General features: G+C 70.3%; 23 protein-coding genes and 1 tRNA gene. 9 read left to right on the top strand and 15 right to left on the bottom strand.

Going from position 1 to position 26,014, the window contains the following annotated elements; genetic code table 11:
• Positions 1 to 17 precede the first annotated feature (17 nt).
• Positions 18 to 515: a MarR family transcriptional regulator TamR gene (gene tamR / locus ABD932_RS33450; RefSeq protein WP_059196100.1), complete on the bottom strand. Its 498-nt coding sequence runs from the start codon at positions 513 to 515 to the stop codon at positions 18 to 20.
• A gap of 111 nt (positions 516 to 626) precedes the next feature.
• Between tamR and ABD932_RS33445 the strand changes: the two genes are divergently transcribed.
• The 3 genes from ABD932_RS33445 to ABD932_RS33430 all read left to right on the top strand — a co-directional run bounded on the left by ABD932_RS33445 (position 627) and on the right by ABD932_RS33430 (position 2,272).
• Positions 627 to 1,448: a trans-aconitate 2-methyltransferase gene (locus tag ABD932_RS33445; RefSeq protein WP_345018593.1), complete on the top strand. Its 822-nt coding sequence runs from the start codon at positions 627 to 629 to the stop codon at positions 1,446 to 1,448.
• On the top strand, positions 1,448 to 1,810 hold the full coding sequence (locus ABD932_RS33440) for a VOC family protein (RefSeq protein WP_345018591.1): 363 nt from the start codon (positions 1,448 to 1,450) through the stop codon (positions 1,808 to 1,810). Before ABD932_RS33445 ends, ABD932_RS33440 begins: the two co-directional genes overlap by 1 nt.
• A gap of 288 nt (positions 1,811 to 2,098) precedes the next feature.
• Complete coding sequence (locus ABD932_RS33430) at positions 2,099 to 2,272, top strand: CsbD family protein (RefSeq protein ID WP_345018589.1); 174 nt, start codon at positions 2,099 to 2,101, stop codon at positions 2,270 to 2,272.
• A 30-nt stretch (positions 2,273 to 2,302) separates the two neighbouring features.
• On the opposite strand, the gene ABD932_RS33425 is transcribed toward ABD932_RS33430, so the two are convergent.
• Both ABD932_RS33425 and ABD932_RS33420 read right to left on the bottom strand, forming a co-directional pair.
• Complete coding sequence (locus tag ABD932_RS33425) at positions 2,303 to 2,980, bottom strand: TetR family transcriptional regulator (RefSeq protein WP_345018587.1); 678 nt, start codon at positions 2,978 to 2,980, stop codon at positions 2,303 to 2,305.
• Positions 2,977 to 3,987: an acyl-CoA desaturase gene (locus ABD932_RS33420; protein WP_345018585.1), complete on the bottom strand. Its 1,011-nt coding sequence runs from the start codon at positions 3,985 to 3,987 to the stop codon at positions 2,977 to 2,979. The genes ABD932_RS33425 and ABD932_RS33420 overlap by 4 nt, the downstream gene beginning before the upstream one ends.
• Before the next feature lie 310 nt (positions 3,988 to 4,297).
• On the opposite strand from ABD932_RS33420, the gene ppc reads away from it, so the two are divergent.
• Entirely contained in the window at positions 4,298 to 7,039 is a 2,742-nt protein-coding gene (ppc, locus tag ABD932_RS33415) for a phosphoenolpyruvate carboxylase (protein WP_345018583.1), read from the top strand.
• 88 nt (positions 7,040 to 7,127) lie between these two features.
• Here ppc and ABD932_RS33410 read toward each other — a convergent pair whose 3' ends face one another.
• From ABD932_RS33410 to ABD932_RS33375, 8 genes are all read right to left on the bottom strand, one after another.
• Positions 7,128 to 7,793, bottom strand: coding sequence for an LPXTG cell wall anchor domain-containing protein (locus ABD932_RS33410; RefSeq protein WP_345018581.1), 666 nt, complete (start codon positions 7,791 to 7,793; stop codon positions 7,128 to 7,130).
• Positions 7,794 to 7,930: 137 nt separating this feature from the next.
• A complete protein-coding gene (locus tag ABD932_RS33405; RefSeq protein WP_345018579.1) occupies positions 7,931 to 8,419 on the bottom strand; it encodes a hypothetical protein in 489 nt (162 codons plus the stop codon).
• Between the two features lie 65 nt (positions 8,420 to 8,484).
• Positions 8,485 to 9,087 (bottom strand): aminoacyl-tRNA hydrolase, encoded by a 603-nt coding sequence (pth, locus tag ABD932_RS33400; protein ID WP_345018577.1) that lies wholly within the window; start codon positions 9,085 to 9,087, stop codon positions 8,485 to 8,487.
• A 96-nt stretch (positions 9,088 to 9,183) separates the two neighbouring features.
• A complete protein-coding gene (locus ABD932_RS33395) occupies positions 9,184 to 9,780 on the bottom strand; it encodes a 50S ribosomal protein L25/general stress protein Ctc (protein WP_345018575.1) in 597 nt (198 codons plus the stop codon).
• A 197-nt stretch (positions 9,781 to 9,977) separates the two neighbouring features.
• The gene (locus ABD932_RS33390; protein WP_345018573.1) at positions 9,978 to 10,958 is read right to left on the bottom strand and encodes a ribose-phosphate diphosphokinase; all 981 of its coding nucleotides are present in this window, start codon (positions 10,956 to 10,958) and stop codon (positions 9,978 to 9,980) included.
• Positions 10,959 to 11,057: 99 nt separating this feature from the next.
• Entirely contained in the window at positions 11,058 to 12,506 is a 1,449-nt protein-coding gene (glmU, locus tag ABD932_RS33385) for a bifunctional UDP-N-acetylglucosamine diphosphorylase/glucosamine-1-phosphate N-acetyltransferase GlmU (RefSeq protein WP_345018571.1), read from the bottom strand.
• A 124-nt stretch (positions 12,507 to 12,630) separates the two neighbouring features.
• Positions 12,631 to 12,702: transfer RNA gene (locus ABD932_RS33380), tRNA-Gln, on the bottom strand.
• Positions 12,703 to 12,712: 10 nt separating this feature from the next.
• Complete coding sequence (locus ABD932_RS33375) at positions 12,713 to 13,585, bottom strand: hypothetical protein (protein WP_345018569.1); 873 nt, start codon at positions 13,583 to 13,585, stop codon at positions 12,713 to 12,715.
• Positions 13,586 to 13,752: 167 nt separating this feature from the next.
• On the opposite strand from ABD932_RS33375, the gene ABD932_RS33370 reads away from it, so the two are divergent.
• Positions 13,753 to 15,111: a sensor histidine kinase gene (locus ABD932_RS33370; protein WP_345018567.1), complete on the top strand. Its 1,359-nt coding sequence runs from the start codon at positions 13,753 to 13,755 to the stop codon at positions 15,109 to 15,111.
• A 61-nt stretch (positions 15,112 to 15,172) separates the two neighbouring features.
• Here ABD932_RS33370 and ABD932_RS33365 read toward each other — a convergent pair whose 3' ends face one another.
• Entirely contained in the window at positions 15,173 to 15,667 is a 495-nt protein-coding gene (locus ABD932_RS33365) for an SUKH-3 domain-containing protein (RefSeq protein ID WP_345018565.1), read from the bottom strand.
• A 175-nt stretch (positions 15,668 to 15,842) separates the two neighbouring features.
• Positions 15,843 to 16,367 carry a YwqJ-related putative deaminase gene (locus ABD932_RS33360; RefSeq protein ID WP_345018563.1) on the bottom strand — a complete coding sequence of 175 codons (525 nt, stop codon included), beginning with the start codon at positions 16,365 to 16,367 and terminating at the stop codon, positions 15,843 to 15,845.
• A 309-nt stretch (positions 16,368 to 16,676) separates the two neighbouring features.
• On the opposite strand from ABD932_RS33360, the gene ABD932_RS33355 reads away from it, so the two are divergent.
• The 4 genes from ABD932_RS33355 (at position 16,677) to ABD932_RS44110 (ending at position 23,350) form a co-directional block, all read left to right on the top strand.
• Positions 16,677 to 17,672 (top strand): SMI1/KNR4 family protein, encoded by a 996-nt coding sequence (locus ABD932_RS33355; RefSeq protein ID WP_345018561.1) that lies wholly within the window; start codon positions 16,677 to 16,679, stop codon positions 17,670 to 17,672.
• A gap of 8 nt (positions 17,673 to 17,680) precedes the next feature.
• Positions 17,681 to 20,659: an SUKH-4 family immunity protein gene (locus ABD932_RS33350; RefSeq protein WP_345018560.1), complete on the top strand. Its 2,979-nt coding sequence runs from the start codon at positions 17,681 to 17,683 to the stop codon at positions 20,657 to 20,659.
• 602 nt (positions 20,660 to 21,261) lie between these two features.
• Positions 21,262 to 22,149: a cellulose-binding protein gene (locus ABD932_RS33345; protein ID WP_345018559.1), complete on the top strand. Its 888-nt coding sequence runs from the start codon at positions 21,262 to 21,264 to the stop codon at positions 22,147 to 22,149.
• A 79-nt stretch (positions 22,150 to 22,228) separates the two neighbouring features.
• On the top strand, positions 22,229 to 23,350 hold the full coding sequence (locus tag ABD932_RS44110; protein ID WP_425587553.1) for a hypothetical protein: 1,122 nt from the start codon (positions 22,229 to 22,231) through the stop codon (positions 23,348 to 23,350).
• A 431-nt stretch (positions 23,351 to 23,781) separates the two neighbouring features.
• On the opposite strand, the gene ABD932_RS33335 is transcribed toward ABD932_RS44110, so the two are convergent.
• Both ABD932_RS33335 and ABD932_RS33330 read right to left on the bottom strand, forming a co-directional pair.
• Positions 23,782 to 25,392, bottom strand: coding sequence for a sodium/solute symporter (locus tag ABD932_RS33335; RefSeq protein WP_345018557.1), 1,611 nt, complete (start codon positions 25,390 to 25,392; stop codon positions 23,782 to 23,784).
• The gene (locus ABD932_RS33330; protein WP_345018555.1) at positions 25,389 to 25,898 is read right to left on the bottom strand and encodes a DUF485 domain-containing protein; all 510 of its coding nucleotides are present in this window, start codon (positions 25,896 to 25,898) and stop codon (positions 25,389 to 25,391) included. The genes ABD932_RS33335 and ABD932_RS33330 overlap by 4 nt, the downstream gene beginning before the upstream one ends.
• Positions 25,899 to 26,014 lie beyond the last annotated feature (116 nt).

The following is a 26,014-nucleotide window of genomic DNA, read 5'->3' as shown; positions in this document are numbered from 1 at the left end:
CTCTCCCCGCGGAGCGCCTAGCCAGGGATGTTGTCGAACGGCGCCGTCAGCTGCCGCAGCAACCCGGCCAGTTCTCCCCGCTGCGCACGCGACAGCTCCGCGAGGATCGCGCGCTCCTGGTCCAGCAGACCTGCGAGCGCCTGGTCCGCGCGGTCGCGGCCCTCGTCCGTGAGGCGGACCAGCACTCCGCGCCGGTCGCTGGGGTCGGGGAGGCGTTCCACCAGGCCCTTCTTGGCCAGGCGGTCGATGCGGTTCGTCATCGTGCCCGAGGTGACCAGGGTCTGTGTCAGCAGTTGCCCCGGGGAGAGCTGGTACGGCGTTCCCGCGCGCCTGAGCGCGGTCAGCACGTCGAACTCCCAGGGCTCCAGGCTGTGCTCGGAGAAGGCCAGCCGGCGTGCGCGGTCCAGATGCCGGGCGAGTCTGCTCACCCGGCTGAGCACCTCGAGCGGTTCCACGTCGAGGTCCGGGCGCTCCCGGCGCCACGCTGCGACCAGCCGATCGACCTCGTCCTCCATGACGATCAGTGTAGTGGTTGTGTCGACGTGAAGTCTCTTGATGTCAATTCTCTTGACGTCAAGATACTTCTGGGGGCAGGCTGGAGAGTGAGAGACAGGAGGCCCCCCGCCATGTCCGCTGCCGCCGCCCCCACCTGGGACCCCGCCCAGTACCTGCGCCACGCCGGCCACCGCGCCCGCCCCTTCGCCGACCTCCTCGCCCGCGTCCCCGACCTCCCCGCGAAACCGTCCGTGGGGCGCCCCCGCATCGCCGACCTCGGCTGCGGCCCCGGCAACGTCACCGCGCTGCTCGCCCAGCGCTGGCCCACCGCCCACATCACCGGCTACGACAACTCCGCCGAGATGCTCGACAAGGCCCACGTCGAGCACGAAGGCCCGACGGCGGGCGGCGGCCGCCTCGACTTCGCCCACGCCGACGTACGGACGTGGACGCCGGAGGAGCCGTACGACCTGATCGTCAGCAACGCCACGCTGCAATGGGTGCCGGGGCACGTGGACCGGTTCGGCGAGTGGGTGCAGGGCCTGCGCCCCGGCGGCACCTTCGCCTTCCAGGTTCCCGGTAACTTCGACGCCCCCAGCCACCGCCTGATGCGCGACCTCGCCCATCGGCACGGCCTCGCGGACACCCTGCGACACGAGGACGCCGTGCTCGCCACGCAGGACTATCTGGGCAGGCTGGCCGACCTGGGCTGTGTGGCCGACGTCTGGGAGACGACGTACGTCCATCTCCTGAGCGGTGAGGATCCGGTGCTGGACTGGGTGAAGGGGACCGGACTGCGCCCCGTCCTGACGGCCCTCGCCGACGCCCCGGACCAGCGCGAGACCTTCCTGAGCGACTACCGGGCCGCCCTGCGCGAGGCCTATCCGCCCGGCCCGCACGGCACGCCCTTCCCGTTCCGCCGGATCTTCGCGGTGGCCCGCAAGGAGGCGTGATGATCACCGCCGTCGACCACGTCCTGCTCGCGGCCCCGCCCGGCTCGGAGGAGCGGCTGCGGGCGTACTACGTGGGCGTCCTCGGCATGACCGAGATCCCCAAGCCGCCCGTACTCGCCGCGCGCGGCGGGTGCTGGTTCCAGGCGGGGCCGGTGCAACTGCACCTCGGCATGGAGGAGGACTTCCGGCCTGCGAAAAAGGCCCACCCCGGCCTGCGGGTCACCGCGATCGAGCGGTACGGGGCCCGGCTGGCGGCGCATGGGGCCAGGGTGGAGTGGGACGAGAACCTGCCGGGGTACAAACGGTTCTACTCGTACGACCCCGTGGGGAACCGGCTGGAGTTCCTGGAGCCGGTCGGCTGAGAATCCGCGGTCGGGCTCAAGGGGCTCAGCCCCAGCATGCGCCTGACCTCCTCGTGCGGGACGCCCTCTCCGAGCGTGCCCTCGGCCTTGCGGCGCCGGTAGTCGGCGACCGCCAGTGCGTCTTCAGTCTCGCGGCCGCCCGCAGGGTTCCACAAGGTTGCCCCTGCGCTACGGCTGGAGTTCCTGGAGCCCGTGACCGGGGAGTCGGTGACCCCTGTTTGAGCGCCACGGCGGAGGGTCACCCGCTGGAGTGACACCGACGTCCAACGTTTACGAGGAGTGAGAGACGTGGCGAAGGAAGAGAAGGCCAGGGCCAAGAAGGAACAGCTCAAGGGCAAGGCCAAGGAAACCATGGGCCGCGCCGTCGGCAACGAGCGGATGACCGCCGAAGGCAAGGCCGAGCAGAGGAAGGGCGACGCACGTCAGGCGAAGGAGAAAGGGAAGGACACCTTCAAGCACTGAGCGCGTCGGCACCGAGGCCCGCAGGGCCCGTCAGCTCTTGCGGCGCCCTATCAAATGCGGCTTCGCCTCCAGGCCGTCCAACCCGTGCCACGCCAGGTTCACCAGGTGGGCGGCGACCTCCGCCTTCTTCGGACGGCGGACGTCCAGCCACCACTGCCCGGTCAGCGCGACCATCCCGACCAGGGCCTGGGCGTACAGCGGGGCCAGCTTGGGGTCGAAGCCGCGGCTCTTGAACTCGCGGCCCAGGATGTCCTCCACCTGGGTCGCGATGTCCGAGATCAGCGAGGCGAAGGAACCCGTCGACTGGGGGATGGGCGAGTCACGGACCAGGATGCGGAAGCCGTCCGTGTACTCCTCGATGTAGTCCAGGAGGGCGAACGCGGCCTGCTCGCACAGCTCACGCGGATGGCCGGCCGTGAGGCTGCCCGTGACCATGTCCAGCAGCCGCCGCATCTCGCGGTCCACGACCACCGCGTACAGCCCCTCCTTGCCGCCGAAGTGCTCGTACACCACCGGCTTGGACACCCCGGCCTTCGCCGCGATCTCCTCCACCGACGTGCCCTCGAATCCCTTCGCGGCGAAGAGGGTGCGACCGATCTCCAGCAACTGCTGGCGGCGCTCCGCCCCGGTCATCCGGGTACGGCGCGTCCGCCGAGGCTTCTCGTTGCTGGGGGTACTGCTGGAGTCGGTCGCCACGCCGTCAATCATGCCGCCTTTACAGGCTCCTTCCGGCGCCCCGAGCCGCCTTCCTCGGTGTTCCGGCGCGAATCGATACGCGAGCGTGACGGCCAGCGCACATCAGAGGCCCAGCCGAGCATCTCGAACCAGCGGATGATCCGCGCCGAGGAGTCGATCTGCCCGCGCTCCACACCGTGCCGCGCGGACGTCGGGTCGGCGTGGTGCAGGTTGTGCCAGGACTCGCCGCACGACAACACCGCCAGCCACCACACGTTGCCCGAACGGTCACGCGACTTGAACGGCCGCTTGCCCACCGCGTGGCAGATCGAGTTGATCGACCACGTCACGTGGTGCAGCAGGGCCACGCGCACCAGCGACCCCCAGAAGAAGCCCGTGAACGCGCCCCACCAGGACATCGTCACCAGACCGCCGATCAGGGCGGGCAGGGCCAGCGACAGCATCGTCCAGTAGATGAACTGACGCGAGATCGCGCGGATCGCCGGGTCCTTGACCAGGTCCGGCGCGTACTTCTCCTGCGGCGTCTGCTCCTCGTCGAACATCCAGCCGATGTGCGCCCACCACAGGCCCTTCATCAGCGCCGGGAGGGTCTCGCCGAAACGCCACGGGGAGTGCGGGTCGCCCTCGGCGTCCGAGAACTTGTGGTGCTTGCGGTGGTCGGCCACCCAGCGCACGATCGGGCCCTCGACCGCCATGGAACCCGCGACGGCCAGCGCGATCCGCAGCGGACGCTTGGCCTTGAACGAGCCATGGGTGAAGTAGCGGTGGAAGCCGATCGTGATGCCGTGACAGCCCAGGAAGTAGAAGAAGACCATCAGGCCGAGGTCGAGCCAGCTCACACCCCAGCCCCAGGCCAGCGGCACGGCCGCGACCAGCGCCAGGAACGGGACGGTGATGAAGAGAAGCAGCGCGATCTGCTCGATCGACCGCTTCTTCTCCCCGCCCAGCGTGGCGGAGGCAGTCAGAGTGTCGTCGTTCGCCTTCGGGGCGTCTTCGATCACATCGGAGCTCGTGGTCATGGGCGTCCCCTGTGGGGTGTCGAGGGTTTGTGGCAGATGCCGGGGCTGCGGGAACTGTTCCCAGGTTCCGTTAAAACGGTGCCTACGGTTCCGTAACCTACGGCGTCGTAAGTATGGCAGTGCGTCGCCCGGCGGCAAGAGCCCGAGAGACTGCGCGTCCACATGGACACCTATCCTGGGAGTCGGTCGGACAGCGCGGTCCGCTCTGAAATTCTTCCCGGAACTCAGGAGCCGTATGCGGCACCCGCCGCGCGGCACCTGCGCCGGGTTCCCTCCCGGACGAGCTTCAACACTGCAAGGAGCCGCACCTGTGAGCAGTGCCGACGACCAGACCGTTGCCCAGGAGACCGCCAGCACTGAGCTGCGGGCCGACATCCGCCGACTGGGTGACCTCCTCGGCGAGACCCTCGTCCGGCAGGAGGGCCCCGAGCTCCTCGACCTCGTCGAGAAGGTCCGCCGCCTGACCCGCGAGGACGGCGACGCCGCCGCCGAGCTGCTGCGCGGCACCGAGCTGGACACCGCGGCCAAGCTGGTCCGCGCCTTCTCCACCTACTTCCACCTGGCCAACGTCACCGAGCAGGTCCACCGCGGCCGCGAGCTGCGCGCCAAGCGCGCCGCCGAGGGCGGCCTCCTCGCCCGCACGGCCGACCGCCTCAAGGACGCCGACCCCGAGCACCTGCGCCAGACGATCCAGCACCTCAACGTGCGCCCCGTCTTCACCGCCCACCCCACCGAGGCCGCCCGCCGCTCCGTCCTCAACAAGCTCCGGCGCATCGCCGCACTCCTGGAGACCCCGGTCCTCGAAGGCGACCGCCGCCGCCACGACACCCGACTGGCCGAGAACATCGACCTCGTCTGGCAGACCGACGAGCTCCGCGTCGTACGCCCCGAGCCCGCCGACGAGGCCCGCAACGCCATCTACTACCTCGACGAACTCCACGCCGGCGCCGTCGGCGACGTCCTGGAGGACCTCACCGCCGAACTGGAGCGCGTCGGCTACCAGCTCCCCGACGCCACCCGCCCCCTCACCTTCGGCACCTGGATCGGCGGCGACCGCGACGGCAACCCCAACGTCACCCCCCAGGTGACCTGGGACGTCCTCATCCTCCAGCACGAACACGGCATCAACGACGCCCTGGAGATGATCGACGAGCTGCGCGGCTTCCTGTCGAACTCCATCCGCTACACCGGCGCCACCGAGGAACTCCTGGAGTCCCTCAAGGCCGACCTCGAAGCCCTCCCCGAGATCAGCCCCCGCTACAAGCGCCTCAACGCCGAGGAGCCCTACCGGCTCAAGGCCACCTGCATCCGGCAGAAGCTGGAGAACACCAAGCAGCGCCTCGCCAAGGGCATCCCGCACGAGGCCGGCCGCGACTATCTCGGCACCGGCGAACTGCTGGCCGACCTGACGCTGATCCAGAGCTCGCTGCGCGAACACCGCGGCGCCCTGTTCGCCGACGGCCGCATGGACCGCACCATCCGCACCCTGTCGGCGTTCGGCCTCCAGCTCGCCACCATGGACGTCCGCGAACACGCCGACGCCCACCACCACGCCCTCGGCCAGCTCTTCGACCGCCTCGGCGAGGAATCCTGGCGCTACGCCGACATGCCCCGCGAGTACCGCGCCAAGCTGCTCGCCAAGGAACTCAGGTCCCGGCGCCCCCTCGCACCCACCCCCGCCCCCGTGGACGCGGCCGGCGAGAAGACCCTCGGCGTGTTCCAGACCGTCAAGCGGGCCCTGGAGGTCTTCGGGCCCGAGGTCATCGAGTCGTACATCATCTCGATGTGCCAGGGCGCCGACGACGTCTTCGCCGCGAGCGTCCTCGCCCGCGAGGCCGGCCTGATCGACCTGCATGCCGGCTGGGCCAAGATCGGCATCGTCCCGCTCCTGGAGACGACGGACGAGCTGAAGGCAGCCGACACGATCCTGGAGGACATGCTCTCCGACCCGTCCTACCGGCGCCTCGTCGCGCTCCGGGGCGACGTCCAGGAGGTCATGCTCGGCTACTCCGACTCCTCCAAGTTCGGCGGCATCACCACCAGCCAGTGGGAGATCCACCGCGCCCAGCGCCGACTGCGCGACGTCGCCCACCGCTACGGCGTGCGCCTGCGCCTCTTCCACGGCCGCGGCGGCACCGTCGGCCGCGGCGGCGGCCCCTCCCACGACGCCATCCTCGCCCAGCCCTGGGGCACCCTGGAGGGCGAGATCAAGGTCACCGAACAGGGCGAGGTCATCTCCGACAAGTACCTCGTGCCCTCCCTGGCCCGCGAGAACCTGGAACTGACCGTCGCCGCCACCCTGCAGGCCTCCGCCCTGCACACCGCCCCGCGCCAGTCGGTCGAAGCCCTCGCCCGCTGGGACGCCGCGATGGACGTGGTCTCGGACGCCGCCCACGCCGCCTACCGCCGCCTGGTCGAGGACCCCGACCTGCCCGCGTACTTCTTCGCCTCCACCCCCGTCGACCAGCTCGCCGACCTCCACCTCGGCTCCCGCCCCTCCCGGCGGCCCGACTCCGGCGCCGGCCTCGACGGACTGCGCGCCATCCCGTGGGTGTTCGGCTGGACCCAGTCCCGGCAGATCGTCCCCGGCTGGTTCGGCGTCGGCTCCGGCCTCAAGGCGCTGCGCGAGGCAGGCCTGGACACCGTGCTCGACGAGATGCACGAACAGTGGCACTTCTTCCAGAACTTCATCTCCAACGTCGAGATGACGCTCGCCAAGACCGACCTGCGCATCGCCGCGCACTACGTCGACACCCTCGTCCCGGACGAGCTCAAGCACGTCTTCGACACCATCCGCGCCGAGCACGAACTCACCGTCGCCGAGGTCCTGAAGATCACCGGCGAGCAGGAACTCCTCGACGCCGCGCCGGTCCTCAAGCAGACCTTCACCATCCGCGACGCCTACCTGGACCCCATCTCCTACCTCCAGGTCGCCCTGCTCAAGCGCCAGCGCGACGCCGCGGCAGCCGGCGCCGAAGCCGACCCGCTGCTCTCCCGCGCCCTGCTCCTCACCGTCAACGGCGTGGCGGCGGGCCTGCGCAACACCGGCTGACCAGCCCCAAAAGGCCGACCAGCCAAAAGAGGGGTGCCCCCGTGCTCGTACGAAGCACGGGGGCACCCCTTCTTACGTCCTACAGCCCTCAGGCCTTACGACGCCGGAACACCAGGTACCCACCCGCGCCCAGCAACGCCGCGGCAGCCGCGGACAGCAGGCCCACCGGAGCACCGTTCCCGGTCTCGGCGAGGTCGCCCTCCGCACCGCCCTGCGGCGACGGGGACGACGACGGGGTGGCCTCGGCAGGCGCGGACGGGCTCGCGGACGGCTCGGTCGTGGACTCGCCCGGCGTCTCGGACGCGGGAGTGGACGGCGTGGCCGTGCCACCGCCCTCCTCCTCGTCCTCGCACTCCGACCAGAACACCTTGTGCTTGGCCGAGCCGTTCTCGCCCTCGAAGTTCCAGAACAGCTTGTAGTGCCCGTCGGGCAGCGTCATGTCCTCCGTACGGCCATGACCCTCACCGTCCAGGGTGATGGCACCGGACTCCACCGTCTCGCCCTTGACGGCGGCGGTCGGCGCCCACGCCTCGATGTGCCAGTCGACCTTCTGCACGCTGTCGAAACCGAAAGCGTCCAGGTAGAACTCGCAGACGTGCGGCTCGTTCTTACGCAGCTCCTCGCCGGTGGCGGCGTCGTGAATCTTGACGGTGCCGTTGTCACCCGGAGCGGTGGCGTGGGCGGCGGCCGGTGCGGAGAAGACAGCGGCCGCGGCGACGGCGGACAGGGCGCCGACGCGGGTGAGGGTTCGCATGAGGCAGTAGTCCATCTTCGTGAAAGGAACGGGAAGATGTGGAGGGGGCGGCTCAGCATCCAGCCCGGACTGACCCCAGGTCAATCACGAACAGAGAACACTCAGATCCTCCACAGACATGGAGAACGGCGAAATCCTCAGATCGTCACGAAAGCTGCCGTGAGCAGCGCGATCCCCGACCCGGCCATCACCCACGCCGCCCGCGTCCGCCGCAGCCCACCTGCGACAACGACCGAAGCCAGCAACAGCGCACCACCCAGCGGAACCCAGGCGTAGAGAACACCCGCCGGCCCGGACCGCACGACATCGTCACTGCCCGGCTTCACCACAACCGTGTACGTCTGCCCCTTGCGCACCGCCACGTTCTTCTCGATGACGACCGACGCACGCGGCTGCGACCCCGCCGAGATCGGCGTGTACGGCCCACTGCACGTGTCCGCACCACACCCCGTCACCTCGATCGTGCCGCTCTCCCGCCCCTTCGTGAGCATCACATGATGAGCCGTGCCCCACGACGCCCACACACCCGCGATCAGAATCAGCACCGCGACCGTACCCATCGCCGCGGCGCGCCCGAACCGCAGCACGGACACGGCACCCTGACTGGAGACAACGGCAGAAGGCATGGCCGCGATCCTTGGCCATGCCCCTACAAGCGGTCAACCTCTGCCCGTTCGGCTGGGCGGACAAGTCACGAGTTGTACGTGCTTTGCGCCCGCTCCAACCCCTCGATCACCAAACACTCCACCGCGTCGGCCGCCCGATCCACGAAGTAGTCGAGCTCCTTGCGCTCCGCCGACGAGAAATCCTTCAACACAAAGTCCGCCACCGGCATACGGCCCGGAGGCCGCCCGATCCCGAACCGCACCCGGTGATACTCCGAACTCATCGCCTTAGTCATCGACTTCAGCCCGTTGTGCCCGTTGTCCCCACCACCGAGCTTCAGCCGCAGCGCACCGTAATCAATGTCCAACTCGTCATGAATCGCGACGATATTGCCCACCGGCACCTTGTAGAAGTCCCGCAACGCGTTCACCGGACCCCCGGACAGATTCATGAACGACATCGGCTTCACCAGGATCACCCGCCGGTTCAACGGCCCCGGCGGCCCGATCCGCCCCTCGACCACCTGCGCCTGAGCCTTACCGCCCCGCTTGAACTTCCCCCCGATCCGCTCGGCCAGCAGATCCGCCACCATGAACCCCACGTTGTGCCGGTTCATCGCGTACTCGGGCCCCGGATTGCCGAGGCCGGCGATCAGCCACGGGGCGCTCGGGTCGGTCGTCACGTCCATAACTCCTTGATACGCGCCAGCCGCTGCCCCCAGCGGGAACAGCGGCTGACGAACCGATGACAGAGCCGACGATCACGCCTCTGCCAGACCTGGGAATCAGGCCTCGGCGACCTCTTCGCCCTCGGCGGCCTCGCCCTCCGGGGCCTCCTCGGCCTGCGCGGCCAGCACCTGAAGGACCACCGCGTCCTCCTCGACGGCCAGCGTGGTGCCCTTCGGCAGCGTGATGTCCTTCGCCAGCACCGAAGCACCGGCCTCCAGGCCCTCCACGGACACCGTGACGGACTCCGGGATGTGCGTGGCCTCGGCCTCGACCGGCAGCGCGTTCAGCACGTGCTCCAGCAGGTTGCCACCCGCGGCCAGCTCGCCCTCGGTGTGCACCGGAATCTCGACCGTGACCTTCTCGCCACGCTTGACCAGCAGCAGGTCGACGTGCTCCAGGAAGCCCTTGATCGGGTCACGCTGCACCGACTTCGGGATCGCCAGCTCGTTGGCCTTGCCGTCGATCTCCAGGGAGATCAGAACGTTCGGCGTACGCAGCGCGAGCAGCAGGTCGTGACCCGGCAGGGTCAGGTGCAGCGGGTCAGCGCCGTGCCCGTACAGGACAACCGGAACCTTGCTGTCACGGCGGATACGACGCGCGGCACCCTTGCCGAACTCGGTGCGCGTCTCGGCGGTGAGCTTCACCTCGGACATACGGATCACTCCTCGTAGAACTAGGAACGGACGTGGTTACCCGGCCACGAACGGCCTGCTACGAAGAGCGCGTCGATAACGGACAGCCGACACCTGCACCAACAGGTACGGCCTCCCTCGCCGAGCAACTGAAGCAGTCTACTCGGACCAGGAGGCCGCACCCAAAAGGATCTACGCGAGATGCGTACTCAGCATCCCTACTGCTCGTCGAACAGGCTCGTCACCGAACCGTCCTCGAACACCTCACGCACCGCACTCGCGATCGTCGGCGCGATCGACAACACCGTCAGCTTGTCCAGATCCCGGCTCAGCTCACCCGGCGTCGGCAGCGTGTTCGTGAACACGAACTCACTCACCCGCGAGTTCTTCAACCGGTCCGCCGCAGGCCCGGACAACACACCGTGCGTCGCCGTCACGATCACGTCCTCCGCACCATGCGCGAACAGCGCGTCCGCAGCGGCACAGATCGTCCCACCCGTGTCGATCATGTCATCGACCAGCACACACACCCGGCCCCGGACCTCACCCACGACCTCGTGGACCGTCACCTGGTTCGCCACGTCCTTGTCACGCCGCTTGTGCACGATCGCCAGCGGCGCACCCAGCCGGTCACACCAACGGTCGGCCACCCGCACCCGCCCCGCGTCCGGCGACACGACCGTCAGCTTCTCCCGGTCGACCTTCCGGCCCACATAGTCCGCGAGAAGCGGAAGAGCGAAGAGATGGTCGACAGGACCGTCGAAAAAGCCCTGAATCTGGTCCGTGTGCAGATCCACCGTCAGGATCCGGTCCGCACCCGACGTCTTCATCAGATCCGCGATCAGACGCGCCGAAATCGGTTCACGCCCACGGTGCTTCTTGTCCTGCCGCGCGTAACCGTAGAACGGCACGATGACCGTGATGGAGCGCGCCGACGCACGCTTCAACGCGTCGATCATGATCAACTGCTCCATGATCCACTGATTGATCGGAGCCGTGTGGCTCTGGATCACAAAGCAGTCGGCGCCACGCGCCGACTCCTGATAACGCACATAGATCTCGCCGTTGGCGAAGTCGAAGGCCTTCGTCGGGACGACCCCGACCCCCAACTGCTGGGCGACCTCCTCGGCAAGCTCGGGGTGGGCGCGGCCGGAGAAGAACATCAACTTCTTCTCGCCGGTCGTCTTGATCCCGGTCACAGCACTGTCTCCTCAGAGGTGTCTCAGCTGGGTGTCGAGCTGGTGGCGTGCGGGTGTGCACTTATCACGGTACGCCGTGTTTGACGCACCCGTTTCCGGTCAGACTTCGCCCTCGACCTGCCGCGAAGCCGCCTCAGCCGCCTTCGCGGCCGCACTGCCCGGACGCTTACGAGCCACCCAACCCTCGATATTCCGCTGCTGACCACGGGCCACGGCCAGCGAACCGGGCGGCACATCCTTCGTGATCACGGACCCGGCAGCGGTGTACGCACCGTCCCCGACCGTGACAGGAGCCACAAACATGTTGTCCGAACCGGTACGGCAATGAGAGCCCACCGTCGTGTGGTGCTTGTCCTGCCCGTCGTAATTCACGAAGACACTCGCCGCACCGATGTTCGTGTACTCACCGATCGTCGCGTCACCGACATAGGACAGATGCGGCACCTTCGTACCCTCACCGATCGACGAGTTCTTCGTCTCCACGTACGTACCGATCTTGCCCTTCGCACCCAACCGGGTCCCCGGACGAAGATAGGCAAACGGCCCCACGCTCGCATGCGCCCCCACAGTGGCACCGTCCGCCACAGTGTTGTCCACCCGCGCCCCGGCACCGACCTTCGTGTCCTTCAGCCGGCAATTGGGCCCGACCTCCGCACCCTCACCGAGATGCGTGGCGCCCTGAAGCTGGGTGCCCGGGTGGACGAGCGCGTCCTGCTCGAACGTGACGGTCACGTCGACCCACGTCGTCGCCGGATCGACCACCGTGACACCGTCGAGCATGGCACGGTTCAGCAGCCGGTCGTTGAGGATCCGGCGGGCCTCCGAGAGCTGCACACGGTTGTTGATCCCCGCGATCTCACGGTGATCGACCGCGACGGACGCACCGACGCGGTGACCGGCCTCACGAAGGATGCCGAGAACGTCGGTCAGATACTCCTCGCCCTGACTGTTGTCCGTACGCACCTTCCCCAGGGCGTCGGCGAGCAGCTGCCCGTCGAAGGCGAAGACCCCGGAGTTGATCTCCCGGATCGCCCGCTGCGACTCGCTCGCGTCCTTGTGCTCCACGATCGCGGTCACGGCACCCGAGGCACCGTCCCGCACGATCCGGCCGTAGCCCGTCGCGTCCGGAACCTCGGCGGTCAGCACGGTCACGGCGTTGCCGTCGGCGGAGTGCGTGGCGGCGAGGCGGGTCAGGGTCTCGCCGGTGAGGAGGGGAGTGTCGCCGCAGACGACGACCACGGTCCCGTCCACCGAGCCGCCGAGCTCCTCGAGAGCCATCCGAACGGCATGCCCAGTGCCGTTCTGCTCCGCCTGCACGGCGGTACGGACGCCGGGGTCGGTCTCACCGAGATGCGCGGTGACCTTCTCCCGCGCGTGCCCCACGACCACGACGAGATGCTCGGGCTGCAACTCACGCGCGGCGGCGAGCACATGCCCCACGAGGCTGCGTCCGCAGATCTCGTGCAGGACCTTGGGTGTGGCCGACTTCATACGGGTGCCCTCACCCGCTGCGAGAACGACGACGGCTGCCGGGCGAATGGCGCTCACGGGATGCCCTTCGGCTGTGGAGGGGGTGGGGTGACATCCGCAGGATACCGGGGCGAATTGTGGGGGACATGGGAGCGGGCCCTGACTGAAGCTGATAGCAGTCAGGGCCCGAACCGAGCATGTGCTCCCCCGCCAGGACTCGAACCTGAAATACATCATCCAAAGTGACGTGTGTTGCCAATTACACCACGGGGGAATAATCCCGGCTAATCGGACATTCCGTCGACCGGCTGGGTGGCTCCCAACACTATGCCGTACCAAGAGCCCTCGATGCGACGGTACAAGTCCGCTCCCTTCAGGACTTTGATCACCAGACAGCCGCGGTATGTGTCGCCGACGTTCCTGCGAACCGTCTTGGGATTGTGCTTCTTGAGGGTTGTCTTGTTGAAAGCGGAGCGATCGGCGCCGACAAGGTCGGCCCAGTATCGCTCGGCGCCTACCGCGTCCGCGTTCTCGTGGATCATGACGCTGTACCGGAGGCGCTCACGCTCGACTTCGAGGAGATCCAGCCAGGCGAGGAAGACCTGGATCATGCCGGGGTCGCTGTTGATGAAGGCGACGTTCTCGCGGCGGTCGTACGGCTTGTCCTTGCCGCCCTCTGCCCAGTACAGGCTTACGCCCACGAGGAACAGTTCGCGTGGTGACAGCCGGCCGATCGCCCGCTTGGCTGCCTCCTTTGTGCGCTGCCGCTCCTCGTCTCGTACCGCCAGTTCGTGCTCCCAGCGCTTCCGGGCTGCCAGCTTCGCTTGTTCCGTCGGATCGCGGCGTTCCGGCTTCGGTAGGTCTCGCACCCACAGCGACACCGAGCTCTTGGAGCACCCCAGCTCCACCTGGATCTGGTCGTAGGTCCAGCCCTGGAGTCGGAGCTCCCTCGCCCTGTCCCTCAGGTCGTCCTTCGCGTTCGGGCGCTTTGTCCATTCCGGCGGCGGCTCGCCCTCCAGGAGCCGGTTGAGGATGTCGTTGTTGTCGACGTGCAGCCGGTCGCGGATCTGGCGTCGGCTGAGGCCTGCCCGCCGCAGCGCCACCGCCTGCTCCCGCAACCCCTCGAAGTCGGCGTATTTGCCGTGCGAATGTGCCATGGGCATACGGTCCGGGCGGAATGATCGGTTCCGCGGTCGAACGGTGTGCGATTCAGCAGTTCGAGGGATATCGGGCGGTTTCGCTTACGTTCGGTCACGGAGTGTGGTGTAGGCCAGTCGGGAAAACTCCCCGGAAATCGGCGCCCCACGGCCCTTAGGCTGGAGCCATGACCACGACGGGGGAAGACCACGCCGAGGCCCCGCCACCGGGGGCGGGGCCGTGGTGGTGGGGCAGGTTGCGCAGTGCCGTGCTGGACGTGAGCCTGGGTGTCGCGTCCGCGTTGGAGTGTGGGGTCGAGGGGGTTCGGTTCGCGGAGGATGCCGGGATTCCGGCGGCCGCGGGGGTGGTGTTCGGGGTTCTGGCCGGGTCGGTGCTGGTGCTGCGGCGTCGGTGGCCCATAGCCGTCGTGCTCGTGTCCATCGCCGTGATGCCCGCCCAGATGGGGTTCCTGATGGGCATCGTCGGGCTCTACACCCTCGCCGCCTCCGAGCTTCCGCGGCGGATCATCGCCTCACTGGCCGGCATGTCGTTCGTCGGCACACTGATCGTGACGTTCGTGTGGGTGCGGCAGGACGTGGCGCGGGGGAACCTGACCTTCGGGGACTGGGTGATTCCGTTCGCCTCCGTCACCACCGCTCTCGGCGTGACCGCGCCGCCGCTTCTGCTCGGGCTGTACGTGGGGGCCCGGCGGCGGTTGATGGAGAGTCTTCGGGAGCGGGCCGACAGTCTTGAGCGGGAGCTTCAGCTGCTCGCCGAGCGGGCGGAGGAGCGGGCCGAGTGGGCGCGGAACGAGGAGCGGACGCGGATCGCCCGGGAGATGCATGACGTTGTCGCCCACCGGGTGAGTCTGATGGTGGTGCATGCTGCCGCGTTGCAGGCCGTGGCCAGGAAGGATCCCGAGAAGGCGGTGAGGAACGCCGCGTTGGTGGGGGACATGGGGCGGCAGGCGTTGACCGAGTTGCGGGAGATGCTCGGGGTGCTGCGTAGCGGTGCTGGTGCCGGCGGTGCTGGTGTCGGCGGTGGTGGGGAGAGGGTTCGGCAGGCCGTCGTGCCGCTTGCCGCTGTGGGGGCCGCTGCCGCTGCCGCGGCTGATCGGGAGCGGGGCGGGGTGGACGAGGGGGTTGCCGAGGGGCCCTGTCTGTCCGAGTTGGACGAGTTGGTCGGGCAGTCGGCCGCCGCGGGGATGGTGGTGGATCTGTCCGTGGAGGGGGAGTCGCGGTCGTATGCGCGGGAGGTCGAGCAGACGGCGTTCCGGGTGGTGCAGGAGGCGTTGACGAACGTCCACAAGCATGCGGCGGGGGCGAAGACGCATGTGCGCCTGGCGCACCGGGTGTCGGAGATCGCGATGCAGGTGGAGAACGAGCCGCCGCCGGAGGTGGCGTCGGAGTCGTCGGCGCGGTTGCCGTCGGGTGGTAACGGCCTGGTGGGGATGAAGGAGCGGGTCGTCGCGTTGGGCGGGGTGTTCGTGTCCGGGCCGACGGATGCGGGGGGTTTTCGGGTGTCGGCGGTGATTCCGGCGGCGTAGCCGTGCAGTGTTTCGCCTTGCCGGGCGTCGGGTTCCGTTGCCGTGGTGGCTTTTTCGTGTGTCAGCCCGCTGTGAGTCGTACCGGTTCTATGCCTGCGACCAGTCCGGCGAGGGCTTGGTCGATGTCGGGGCCGAGGTACCAGTCGCCGGTGTGGTCGAGGGTGTAGACGCGGCCTTCGGTGTCGATGGCGAGGAGGGCCTGGGTGTCGGTTTCGGCGCCGAGGGGGCAGACCTCGGTGTCGAGGGCGAGGCCGAGGTCGCCGAGGGTGCGGGCCATGTGGAGGCCGTGGAGCGGGTCGAAGTGGACGGTGGCGGGGGCGATCTGGCGGCCGGGGCCGGTGGGTGTGAGGTGGAGGCCGCCGAATTCGGCCCAGGCTTCCACCGCGGCGGGGAAGACGGCGTGGCGGTGGCCGGCGGGTGAGACGTGTTCGCGGAGGGCGTCGGCCCAGATCTCGGCCTGCTTGATGTCCCAGCGTCCGGGTTGCCAGCCGGCGGCGCGCAGGGCGGCGTCGACGGGGACGGGGAAGCGGGTGGTGGAGGTGCGGTCGGTGTGCATCTGCCCTTCGTTCGTCGATACGCCGGGGTTGCGGCGGCCCGGCGGGGTGCCGTCTTGCTGGTGCCGTTTTTACTGGTGCTGTCTGGCTGATGCCGTCTTGCGGGTGTGGTCTGGCTGATGTGGTCTTGCGGGTGCCGTCTAGCTGATGCCGTCTTGCTGGTGGGGGTAGGGGGGGTCAGTCGTCTGCCGCTGTCGGGTCGACGATGCGGACGCCGAAGTGGGCGCTGAGCGCGGTGCAGGCGCGGCAGGGGGCGGCGAAGCTGCCGTGGAGGGGGTCGCCGTCCTCGCGGATGCGGCGGGCGGTGAGCTTGGCCTGTTTGAGGGCTTTGCGGGCTTCGCCGTTGGTCATGGGTTTGCGGGCGGCGCGTTTGCTGCGGGCTTCGTCGGCGGTGGCGAGGTGGCGGGAGATCAGGATCGTCTCGGCGCAGCGGCCGGTGAAGCGGTCGCGTTCGCCGCTGGTGAGGGTGTCGAGGAAGTCCTGGACGAGGTGGTGCAGGGAAGGGGCCTGGTCGCCGCGGGCGGCGGTGCCGGTGAGGGTGGCGCCGCGGACGGAGAGGGCGGCGGCGACGGTGGGGAGTATGCCGTCGCGGCGGTGGCGGAGGGCGGGCGCGTGGGGGGTTTCGGTGGCGCTCCAGCCGATGCGGGGGTCGCCGGACCTCGCCGCGTCGGGTCCCGTCTGCGTGGTGTTCATGATCGTCATCCCCTCCCGAGCATCCCCCGGGCATGCTCTCGGACGTCACAGAGTGCCAAACGGCGTGGCGGGTGCGGAAGCTGGGGCGGCGCGACACGCCCGGGTTTGGGCGGGCTGTCACGGCGGGGTGACGGCTGGTCACGGAAGCGGAGGGGGGCATGACCGGCGCCGGTGACCGGTCTCGTCGTACCGCATAGGCTGTCGGCACCGCTTTCCATGCGGTGACGTGTGGACGCAGACGAGACAGTCGATACGGGGCGTTGTGACCGTGTGTGGTCAGGGCGGGCCCGTATCAGAACGCCGCAGGGGGCAACCGCCATGACGACAGGTCGGCTCGGGCAGCAAGCCGCGCCGCCGAACGCGGCCTACGCCGGGCAGGTCGTGCATTTCCCGGATCCGGTACGGGCGTCCCGTCACCCGAGAGGAGTACGGGTCGACGAGCGTGGTTACCCCGACTTCTCGCCGTACGCGCGTGCGGCGGCGGAGATCGCGGAGCCGCCGGAGGGCTTCGGTGTCGACGAGTTGCGGCTGACGGACTATGTGTCGGCGAACGCGGCGCTGGCGGCGTCGGGGCACGATCTGTGGGACACGGTGCCGTCGGTGGCGACGCCGCACGGCTGGACGTGGCATCACGCGGTGGGTTCGCGGCGGCTGGAGTTGGTTCCGGTCGAGGTGAAGGCGTTGCTGCGGCATCACGGTGGGATCGCGACGTCGGCGGTGGATCAGAACAAGCGGGGGACGCGGCCGTTGCAGGACACGCGGCCGGCGCACTTCGGGCTGCCGAAGTCGGGTGTGGCGGTGACGGAGTCGCAGGTGCTGGGCGTCGAGGAGGATTTGGGGTATCGGCTGCCGGGTGCGTATCGGTCGTTCCTGAAGGCGGCGGGCGGGTGTGCCCCGGTGGGGACGGCTCTGGACGCGGAGTTGGGGCTGCTGGTCGATCAGCCGCTGTTCACCGTGCGGGACGAGGCTGCGATAAATGACCTGGTCTATGTCAACAAGTGCCTGCGGGACCATCTGACCAAGGACTACCTGGGTGTCGGGTTCGTGCAGGGCGGGTTGTTGGCCGTGAAGGTGAAGGGCGAGCGGCTCGGTTCGGTGTGGTTCTGCGCGTACGACGATGCGCGGGACGTGGATCCGGCGTGGCCGGCGGCCGAGCGGGTGGAGCGGTTGCTGGTGCCGTGCGGTGAGGACTTCGACGCGTTTCTGTCCCGACTGGCGGGTTCTCCGCCGGAGTTGGAGACGGTGGCGAATCTGATGGTGGACGGCGGGTTCGCGCGTGTGGTGCCCGTGGCTGCCGCGGCTGTGGGGGAGTGAGCTTCGCGATGGTGACGTTCGCACAGGCGCAGGAGCGCGCGGAAGAGTGGATCAACGGGGATGTGCCGTCGTACCAGCATCGTGAGGTGCGGGTGCGGGAGTTCGAGCTCGGGTTCGTGGTGTGGGCCGAGGACCGTGCGGGCGGGCCGAGTTCGGACGGGGGCGGTCAGCGGCTGGTGATCGCCCGGGACAGCGGGGAGGCCACGTTGTGGCCGTCGCTGCCGGTGGGTGAGGTGATTCGCCGGTACGAGGAGGAGTACGGCCGTGGCGGCGCGGCGGCGGAACCGGCGCCGGCGGCTCCGGCTCGGGTGGATCTGAATCAGACGTCGTTCCTGTTGACGCCGCCGGAGTGGTTGCAGGAGGCGGCGGACAAGTTGGGGATCTCGGATGCTCGGCGGGATGGCGGGGCTGGGGATTCGGGGGCCGGGACCGGTGCCGGGACGGGGGTCGGGACGAGGCCTGGTTCCGGCGGTTCTGACGGTTCTGTCGGTGGTACGTCCGGTGGTGGAGGGCTGCCTAGGACGCAGGGTGGGGTTCCTGCGGCTCCTGCGGCTCCTGCGCCTGGTGTGCCCGTAGGCGCGACTCCGTGGGCTGGGACGGACACCGGTGGCGATGCCGGTGAGGACCGTTCGGTGCCGTTGCCGGAGACGGTGTTCGCGCCGCCGCTGAGCGGTGACGACAGCGCGCTGCCGGATGCCAAGACGGCGCTGTTGTCGGGTGGCGGTCAGGTTCCGTCTCCGGTGGTGGGGGCGGGGTCCGGCGGTTCGGACGCGTCGAATGCGCCGGGTGCGCCGAGCGTGTCGAGTGCGTCGGGTTCGCAGGGTGGTGCGACGCCTCCGCCTCCGCCGCCTGGGCCGCCGGTGCCGGGTACGCCTCCGCCGGGTGCCACGCCGCCGCCTCCGCCTGGGCCGGGTGCGCCGTCGTACGGGTACCCGCAGGGCGGGCCTGCCGGTGGGGTGGGTGTGCCGCAGGCTCCTGGTGCTCCTGGTACGCCGGGGCGGCCGCTTGCGTCGAACGCCGGGGACATTGCCGATGCGGCGACCAGTAAGGCGGCGCCTCCGCCGCGTGCGCGGGGTGGGGCGGTGCCGCCGCCTCCGCCGCCGGGTGCGCCGGGGACGCCGGGGGTGCGGGCGGGGAGTGCGCCGCCTCCGCCGCCGTCTGCTCCGGGAGCGCCCGGGATGCCGGCGGGTGGGTACGTTCCGACGCAGCTTGTGTCCGCGTTGGGGCCGGATGGGCCTGAGGGTGCTCCGGGTGGCCCGGGCATGCCCGGCGCTCCGCAGCCGCCCGGCGCGCCGGGTGCGCCGGGTGCTCCTGGGGCTCCCGGTGGGCCTGGCGGACCGAATCCGCCCGGTACGCCTCCGGGTGCTGTGCACCATGCGGCGACTGTGCTGGCCGACCCGAGTCAGATGGGCGGTCCGCCGCAGCCGCCTGGTGCGCCTGGTGCGCCTGGTGCTCCGGGTGCGCAGAATCCGCCGGGCGTCCCCAACGCGCCCGGTGCTCCGGGTGCCCCGGGCATGCCCGGCGCTCCACAGCCTCCTGGCGTCCCCGGTGCCCCCGGTGCCCCCGGTGGGCAGGGCGGCCAGGGCTCCGCGGGCGGTGGTCGGGGTGCCGTTCACCATGCGGAGACCGTGCTGGCCGCGCCCCCGGTGGGCGGCCCCGGTGTCCCGTCGGCGCAGGCGCCCGGTGCTCCGGGCGTGCCCAACCCGCCTGGTGCTCCGGGTGCCCCGGGCATGCCTGGCGCTCCCGGCATGCCCCCTGCCCCCGGTGCGCCCGGCGCTCCACAACCTCCTGGCGCCCCCGGTATGGCAGGCGGCCCAGGTATGCCCGCGGCTCCCGGTATGCCCGGCGCCCCAGGCATGCCCCCGGCCACCCCCCAGCCCCCGATGCCGCCAGGTGCCGTACCGCCGCCCCCCGGCCGGCTCGGCCAACCAGGCCACCCGGCACCGGCCCCGGCGCAGTCCTCCGCCCCGGGCCAACCCCCGGCATACGGCTACCCCCAGCAGCCCACCGGTCAGCCGACCGTCGGCCCCGGCTACCAGGCCGTCCTTCGCTACCGCGCGCAGGACGGGTCGGAGCAGCAGCTGATCCGGCGTTCGGCGCCGGGTACGCCGCACCCGGAGTGGCAGATCTTCCATGAGCTGCGGGGCATGAACGTGCCGCCGGACCAGGTGCTGGAGCTGCACACGGAGTTGGAGTCGTGCGAGCTGCCGGGTGCGTACTGCGCTCGGATGATCCGGGAGCAGTGGCCGCAGGCGCGGATCACGTCGATCGCGCCGTACGGCACGGATCACGCGAGCCGGCAGCAGGGCATGGGGCAGCTGCTGGTGCACCAGGGCGAGTTGCACCAGGTGGCCGACGGGCCCGCCCGCCCGGCGCCGGTGCGCGCCCCGCTGCCGCAGGTGCAGCCGGCGCCGCCGATTCCGCCGGAGGGCGTGGCGCAGGAGCTGGCGGGGGCGTTCGGGCCGGGGATCTTCCGGTTCGAGCAGGCCGCCGTGTCCCGGCAGGGCGTGCCGCCGGTCGTGGCGCACAGTCTGGTCGTCGGCGGTCTGCCGATGGACGTCGGTCCGTTCTTCTGGGCGCAGGCCCAGCCGGGGCGGCCGGTTCCGACGCTGGCGGAGTTGGCGCAGGAGCGCGGGGTGCAGCCGGCCTCGGACGCGGGCTCGTACCTCGTCATGGGCAGCGACTTCGGCAAGGCGCTCTGTGTGCAGTACGGGACGGCGAACATCGTCGCCGTGCCGGTGGAGGCGGGGCCGGGCGGTGCGCCCGTACCGCCGCAGTTCGTGAACACGGGCCTGCCCGAGTTCCAGCGCTGCCTGGCGCTGCTCGGCCGCATGTGGCGTCTTCGCTTCGGCCTGACCCAGGAACAGGCGGGCCGCTGGACCGTCGACTTCCAGGCCCAGCTCGCCTCCCTCGACCCGGCGGCACTCGGCTCGCCGGAGAGCTGGTGGTCGGTGCTGTTGGAGCAGATGTGGGACGGGTTGCTGTGACAGCGCGGGGCTGCCGCGGCGGCTGGCCGTGAGGTGGCCCTGTCGGGTGGCTGTGGCGGCTGGCCGTGAGGTGGTCCCGTCGGGTCGCTGAGGCTGCTCGCCGCAAGGTGGCACGACTCGGCTGCCCCGACTGCTGGCTGTGAGGTGCCACTGTCGGGTGGCTGTGGCTGTGGCTGTGGATGCGGCTGGGCCTGTTGGCTGCGTGTGGGCGCTGCCTGGCTGCTGCGCTGCTTGCCGTGAGGGGCCACCGTCCGGTGGCCCCAGCTGCTCGCCGCAAGGCGACACCACCCGGCGACACCACCCGACGGCTCCGGCCGCTCGCCGGCGTGCTGACGTCACCCGGCCGCTCGTCGTGACGTGACGTGACGTGACATCACCCGGCTGCCGCTGACGGCGGCGTGCGGGGGTGAAAGGGCCGGCTCCCGGTTGTGCGACGGGGAGCCGGCCCCTTCGTATGCGCCCGTATGCGCTTTTCCTGCGGGGCTCAGTGCCTCCGCCCGTGTCCCCCGTGCGGAGTGTCGCGTTATGAACGCTTCCGCCCCATACATCAAGATGTGCGCTAAATCATCATTTTCGTATCCCCGGCGGAGAGGGGTTCCAGGATGAGCAGCGCACCCGGCTCGTTCCACGACTTCGTGGTCGTACGAGGGCGTGGCTACCGTCCCGACCAGGTCGATGCCTATGTCGACGCCCTTTTCCGGAACCGTGACGCCGCCTGGGAGCGGGCCGCCCGGCTCACCGTGCTCGCCAGGGAGATGGACGAGGAGGCGGAGCGGCTGCGGGAGACGGTGGCGCAGCTGGCCCCGCAGACGTACGAGACGCTCGGTGAGGGCGCGCGGCGGATCTTCGAGTTGGTGGAGGAGGAGGCCGCGGCCGTGCGGGAGGCGGCGCGGCAGGAGGCGCGGCGCATGGTGGAGGAGGCGCAGACGTACGCGGAGGGCGTGCGGGAGGCGGCGCAGGCGCACGCCGATGCCGTGGGCGCCGAGGCCGACGAATACGCCCGTCAGCGGTTGCTCGCGGCCCGAAGTGAGGCGGGGGAGATTCGTATCGCTGCCAAGCGCGCGCTGAAGGAGGGGCGCGGGGAGGTGCTCGGCCCGTTGCGGGAGACGCGGCAGCGCACCAACGGTCTGCTCACCGACCAGGCGAAGGAGCACGCCGAGCGGTGGGCCGACGCCGAGCGGGAGGCCGAGGAGCAGCTGGCCGCGCTGAGGGCGTCGGAGGTGGAGCGGGTGGCGCTGGCCGAGGCATCGGTGGCCGAGGCGGAGCTGGTGCTCGCGGACGCGGAGGCCTCGGCGAAACGGCTCCAGGAGGAGGCGCAGGCGCACGCGACCGAGGTGCTCGCGGCGGCCCACAAGCGCGCGGACGAGATCGCCCGGGAGACGGAGCAGGTACTCCACGAGCACGGCAAGAAGTGGGACGAGGTCCGCACGCACATGAACCAGTTGCGCAACAGTCTGACGACGCTGACCCGGCAGGCCGCCCTGGAGTGAGCGACGCCGGTTGCGGGCCGGTGCGTTCGGGCAGGGTGGGATCGGGAACCGCCCTGCATCGGACGTGAGTTGAGGCACCGTGGACTGGCTGAGCGCGCAGGATGTCGTAGCCGTGGTGGCGGTCGTCGTGGGTGTCGTCGCCTCGGTGGCCACGGTCTGGTACGACCGCCGGGTGCCGCGGCGCAAGCGGATCGGCTACCGGGTGCAGCTGGACAGCCCGATCGACGACGACGCGTGGCGCAGACCGGCCGGTGTCCGCCTGGGCCTGTTCGACGAGGCACCCGGCATGGACGACGCGACCCTCGTGCTGCTGCGCGTCGAGAACGACGGCACACAGAGCATCGGAGGCGACGACTACACGGGCCCCGAATCCCATGGCCTGACCGTGGTGTTCGCCGACCGCACCGTCCGGGGCGTCTCGGTCACCCAGCCGCCCTGCCTTGATCACCTGATGGACCACTTCACCTCGCCCCGGGGCTTTGGCTACCAGGCCGACCAGCTGCGCCTGCCGCGCGTGCCGCTCCACCAGGGCGACCATTTCAAGGTGCTGGTGCTGCTGTCGGGCGGCCGTGTGGGCAGCCCGGTACGGCTGCTCGGCGGCATCCGGGACGGCGAGGTGCACCCCAACCGCGCCGCGACGCCGGACGACAGGCCGCCGCTGTTCAACAACGCCGCCCGGCTGGTCGCCTTCGCGCTGACGTTCTGCGTCCTGGTTCTCGCCGGGGTGGTCCTCACCCGCGACGGCGTGTCCGGCGGCGGGGACGTGCCCGCGGCGCAGGTGGTCGGCGCCACCGTGGCGGCCGCCGCGCTGGGTGCCTTCGCGGGGGCGGTGCTGAGACACCGAGGACGCCACCATGTCCCCAGCGCCTCCGTGCAGGTCGCCGACCCCGTCCGGCGCTTCCGTGAGGTGATCCTCCTGGCCGCGGTGGCCCTGCTCGGATACGCCATCGCCTTCCTGGCCGGCCGGCCCCTGCTGGACGAGCCCCACCCCCTCGGCTTCGACGCCTCCGAGACCGCGCAGGTCATCGTGGCGATCGCGGGCCTCACCTCGGGCGTCACCGCGGGCGCGGCCGCGATCATCAAGGCGGTGGCTCATCTCACCTACGCCCGGGCGGACCTGCTGCGCGCCCGCGGCAATCAACCGCGGTCGGAGACGGGCGAGGACCCGGACGCCGAGATGCAGCCTGCCTCCGGCGAGTGACGCGAAGGTTGGGGTGCCGGGAGGTAGCCCGGTCCCGGTGAGTGGCCCGAAGGTCCGGACGCGAGGGTGTGGTTGGCCGCGTGGTGAGTGGTGCGAAGGTCGTCTGGCCGCTGGGAGGTAGTTGTCCGCCAGGTGAGCGGCGCGGGTTCGGACGCGGGGATGTCGTTGGCTGCCCGGTGAGTGGGGCGAAGGTCTGGCCGTCGGGATGTAGCTGTCGCCAGGTGAGCGGCGCGGGTCTCCGGCCGCCGGGATGCAGTTGGCCGCTCGGCGCGTGATCCGAAGGCCCGGACGCCGAAAAGTAGTCGCCCCCCCCGCGCGTGCCCCGAAGGCCCGGACGCCGAAATGCAGCCCGCCCCGGCGAGTGACTCGAAGCCCGGGTCACTCCCGCGGCTCCCGCCGCACCCAGCGCCCCCCCGCTCAATTCCCCCCGCTCAATTCCCCCTCCGCACCGCCCCCGCCAAAATCCACCCCTCCACGGCCTCGTACTGCCGCCGCTGCTCCTCCGTCTTGCCCCGTCCCGACATGACCGTCCCCAACCACCCGAAGAGGAAGCCGGCCGGTATCGACACGAGCCCGGGTGTCGTGAAGGGGAACCAGTTGAAGTCGGCGTCGGGGAAGGCGGAGATCGGTGAGCCGGACACCAGGTTGGTTCCCGGCATCAGGACCAGCACCACCGCCGAGCCGCCGATCAGGGTCCACAGCAGGCCGGCGCGGGTGTACCTGCGCCAGAAGAGGCTGTAGACGAGCGCCGGGGCGATGGCGGAGGCGCCGAGGGTGAAGGACAGGGTCACCAGCGGTTGCAGGCTGCGGTGCTGGACCATGGTCGCCAGCACGATCGCCGGGACGCCCACCGCCAGCGCCGACAGCCGGGCCAGCGCCATCTCTCGGCGGGCGGACAGCTCCCGCAGCCGGGTGGCGAACACGTCATGGGCGAGGGAGTTCGCGCAGGCGAGGATCATGCCGGCGACCGAGGCGAGCACGGTCAGGAAGATGGCCGTGGTGACCGCCGTGAAGACGAGCGTCTCCGTGGTGGAGACGTCGGCGCCGAACGCGGCCCTGGTACCCAGCAGATAGGCCGTGTTGCCCTGCGAGTCCGCCCCGGCGATCACCTCCCGCCCGATCAGCGCCGTCGCACCGAAGCCGACCACCGTGATCACCAGCACGAACACCGCCACGCTGGACACCGCCCAGGACATGGACCGCCGCACCTGACGCGCGCCGCTCGCCGTGTACATACGCATGGTGATGTGCGGCAGAACCGCACCGCCGAGGACGACGGCCATCTGGGAGCTGATCATGTCGAGGCTTGGATGCGGGCCGCCCGCGAACTGCAGCCCCGACTCCAGGAAGGCCGAGCCGACCCCGCTCTGCGCCGCCGCCGCGTCGAACAGCGCGCCCGGATCCCAGTCGAACCGCCGCAGCACCAGTACGGCCACCACGGCGCCCGATCCGAGCAGCATCACCATCTTCAGGATCTGGATGAGGGCCGTGCCCTTCATCCCGCCGATCGCCGCGTAGCTGATCATCAGCACGCCCAGCCCGACGATGCATCCCGTCTTCAGGGAGTCGCCCGAGAACCCCAGGATGAACGCCAGCAGCTGCCCGGTCCCTGCCAACTGCACCAGCATCAGCGGCATCAGTGCGGCCAGCGTCACCGCGCACGCCGCGACCCGCACGCCCCGACCCGGCATCCGGCGCGCCAGCGCGTCGCCCATCGTGAACCGGCCCGCGTTGCGCAGCGGTTCGGCCAGCAGGAACATCAGCAGCATCAGGGACAGGGCCGTGCTCAGCGCCAGCACGATGCCGTCGTAGCCGCACAGCGCGATCACGCCGGTCGTGCCCAGCACGGTCGCCGCGCTGATGTAGTCGCCCGCGATCGCCAGGCCGTTGCGCATGGGGGACAGCGAGCTGTAGCCGGTGTAGAACTCGTCGAGGTCGTCCCGGTCCGGGCCCATCATCACGCACAGCAGCAGCGTGATCGTGGCCACGGTGCAGAACGCGACGAGCGACCAGGCCTGCGCGTCCGAGCTGAAGTCCGTCATCGCCCGGCCTCCCTCTTGCCCGCCTCGCGCTTGGCGTCCACCGCGGCCTCCTTGCGGATACGGTCCGCGAGCGGGTCGACGTATCGGCTGGCCGTGTGCTCGTACAGCCATATCGCCAGCCAGGTGACCGGCAGTTGGAGCAGCGCGAGGAGCAGGCCGACGGGCAGCCCGTCGGTGACCGTGCTCGTCATGAACCCGGGCGCGCCGGCGGACAGGATCAGGAAGAGGGTGAAGTACCCGAGCGCGGTGAGCGTCGCCACGCGCCGCTGCCAGCGGTAGGCGGTGCGCAGGATCCGCAGGTCGCTGTGGTGCCCGAGGGGCGGGTGGTCCGGGGTCCGGTGGCGCGGGGGTGCGGTCGGTTCCGGCGGGATGGGGGGCTGCCAGGGGTAGGTGGCGTACGACGGGGACGGAGTCGCCGGGGGCGCCGGGTACCGCGGGGACGGCGAGAACGGGTCGTGCGGGTGGTGCCGGTCGTGCGGGTCGTACGGGTGGTACGGGGAGGACATCCCGGTGCTCCTTGCGTGGCTCGGGTCCGGTGCGGCGGACCGCAGGGAGTGTGTGGGGGGCGGGCGAGCCACGCACGTTACTGCGCAGTACCGGGAGTGGTCGAGGGTTTCACCAA

Source organism: Streptomyces shaanxiensis (assembly GCF_039537145.1).
Taxonomy (GTDB): Bacteria; Actinomycetota; Actinomycetes; order Streptomycetales; family Streptomycetaceae; genus Streptomyces; species Streptomyces shaanxiensis.
The sequence above is the reverse complement of the archived record's forward strand: the minus strand, read 5'-3'. Positions and strand labels throughout refer to the sequence as shown.

Excerpts from the sequence above, each read along its gene's own strand:
- tamR (WP_059196100.1), bottom strand. The coding sequence starts at position 515 with ATGGAGGACGAGGTCGATCGGCTGGTCGCAGCGTGGCGCCGGGAGCGC.
- ABD932_RS33445 (WP_345018593.1), top strand. The coding sequence starts at position 627 with ATGTCCGCTGCCGCCGCCCCCACCTGGGACCCCGCCCAGTACCTGCGC.
- ABD932_RS33440 (WP_345018591.1), top strand. The coding sequence starts at position 1,448 with ATGATCACCGCCGTCGACCACGTCCTGCTCGCGGCCCCGCCCGGCTCG.
- ABD932_RS33425 (WP_345018587.1), bottom strand. The coding sequence starts at position 2,980 with ATGATTGACGGCGTGGCGACCGACTCCAGCAGTACCCCCAGCAACGAG.
- ABD932_RS33420 (WP_345018585.1), bottom strand. The coding sequence starts at position 3,987 with ATGACCACGAGCTCCGATGTGATCGAAGACGCCCCGAAGGCGAACGAC.
- ABD932_RS33410 (WP_345018581.1), bottom strand. The coding sequence starts at position 7,793 with ATGCGAACCCTCACCCGCGTCGGCGCCCTGTCCGCCGTCGCCGCGGCC.
- ABD932_RS33405 (WP_345018579.1), bottom strand. The coding sequence starts at position 8,419 with ATGCCTTCTGCCGTTGTCTCCAGTCAGGGTGCCGTGTCCGTGCTGCGG.
- pth (WP_345018577.1), bottom strand. The coding sequence starts at position 9,087 with ATGGACGTGACGACCGACCCGAGCGCCCCGTGGCTGATCGCCGGCCTC.
- ABD932_RS33395 (WP_345018575.1), bottom strand. The coding sequence starts at position 9,780 with ATGTCCGAGGTGAAGCTCACCGCCGAGACGCGCACCGAGTTCGGCAAG.
- ABD932_RS33375 (WP_345018569.1), bottom strand. The coding sequence starts at position 13,585 with ATGGCACATTCGCACGGCAAATACGCCGACTTCGAGGGGTTGCGGGAG.
- ABD932_RS33370 (WP_345018567.1), top strand. The coding sequence starts at position 13,753 with ATGACCACGACGGGGGAAGACCACGCCGAGGCCCCGCCACCGGGGGCG.
- ABD932_RS33365 (WP_345018565.1), bottom strand. The coding sequence starts at position 15,667 with ATGCACACCGACCGCACCTCCACCACCCGCTTCCCCGTCCCCGTCGAC.
- ABD932_RS33360 (WP_345018563.1), bottom strand. The coding sequence starts at position 16,367 with ATGACGATCATGAACACCACGCAGACGGGACCCGACGCGGCGAGGTCC.
- ABD932_RS33355 (WP_345018561.1), top strand. The coding sequence starts at position 16,677 with ATGACGACAGGTCGGCTCGGGCAGCAAGCCGCGCCGCCGAACGCGGCC.
- ABD932_RS33350 (WP_345018560.1), top strand. The coding sequence starts at position 17,681 with ATGGTGACGTTCGCACAGGCGCAGGAGCGCGCGGAAGAGTGGATCAAC.
- ABD932_RS33345 (WP_345018559.1), top strand. The coding sequence starts at position 21,262 with ATGAGCAGCGCACCCGGCTCGTTCCACGACTTCGTGGTCGTACGAGGG.
- ABD932_RS33335 (WP_345018557.1), bottom strand. The coding sequence starts at position 25,392 with ATGACGGACTTCAGCTCGGACGCGCAGGCCTGGTCGCTCGTCGCGTTC.
- ABD932_RS33330 (WP_345018555.1), bottom strand. The coding sequence starts at position 25,898 with ATGTCCTCCCCGTACCACCCGTACGACCCGCACGACCGGCACCACCCG.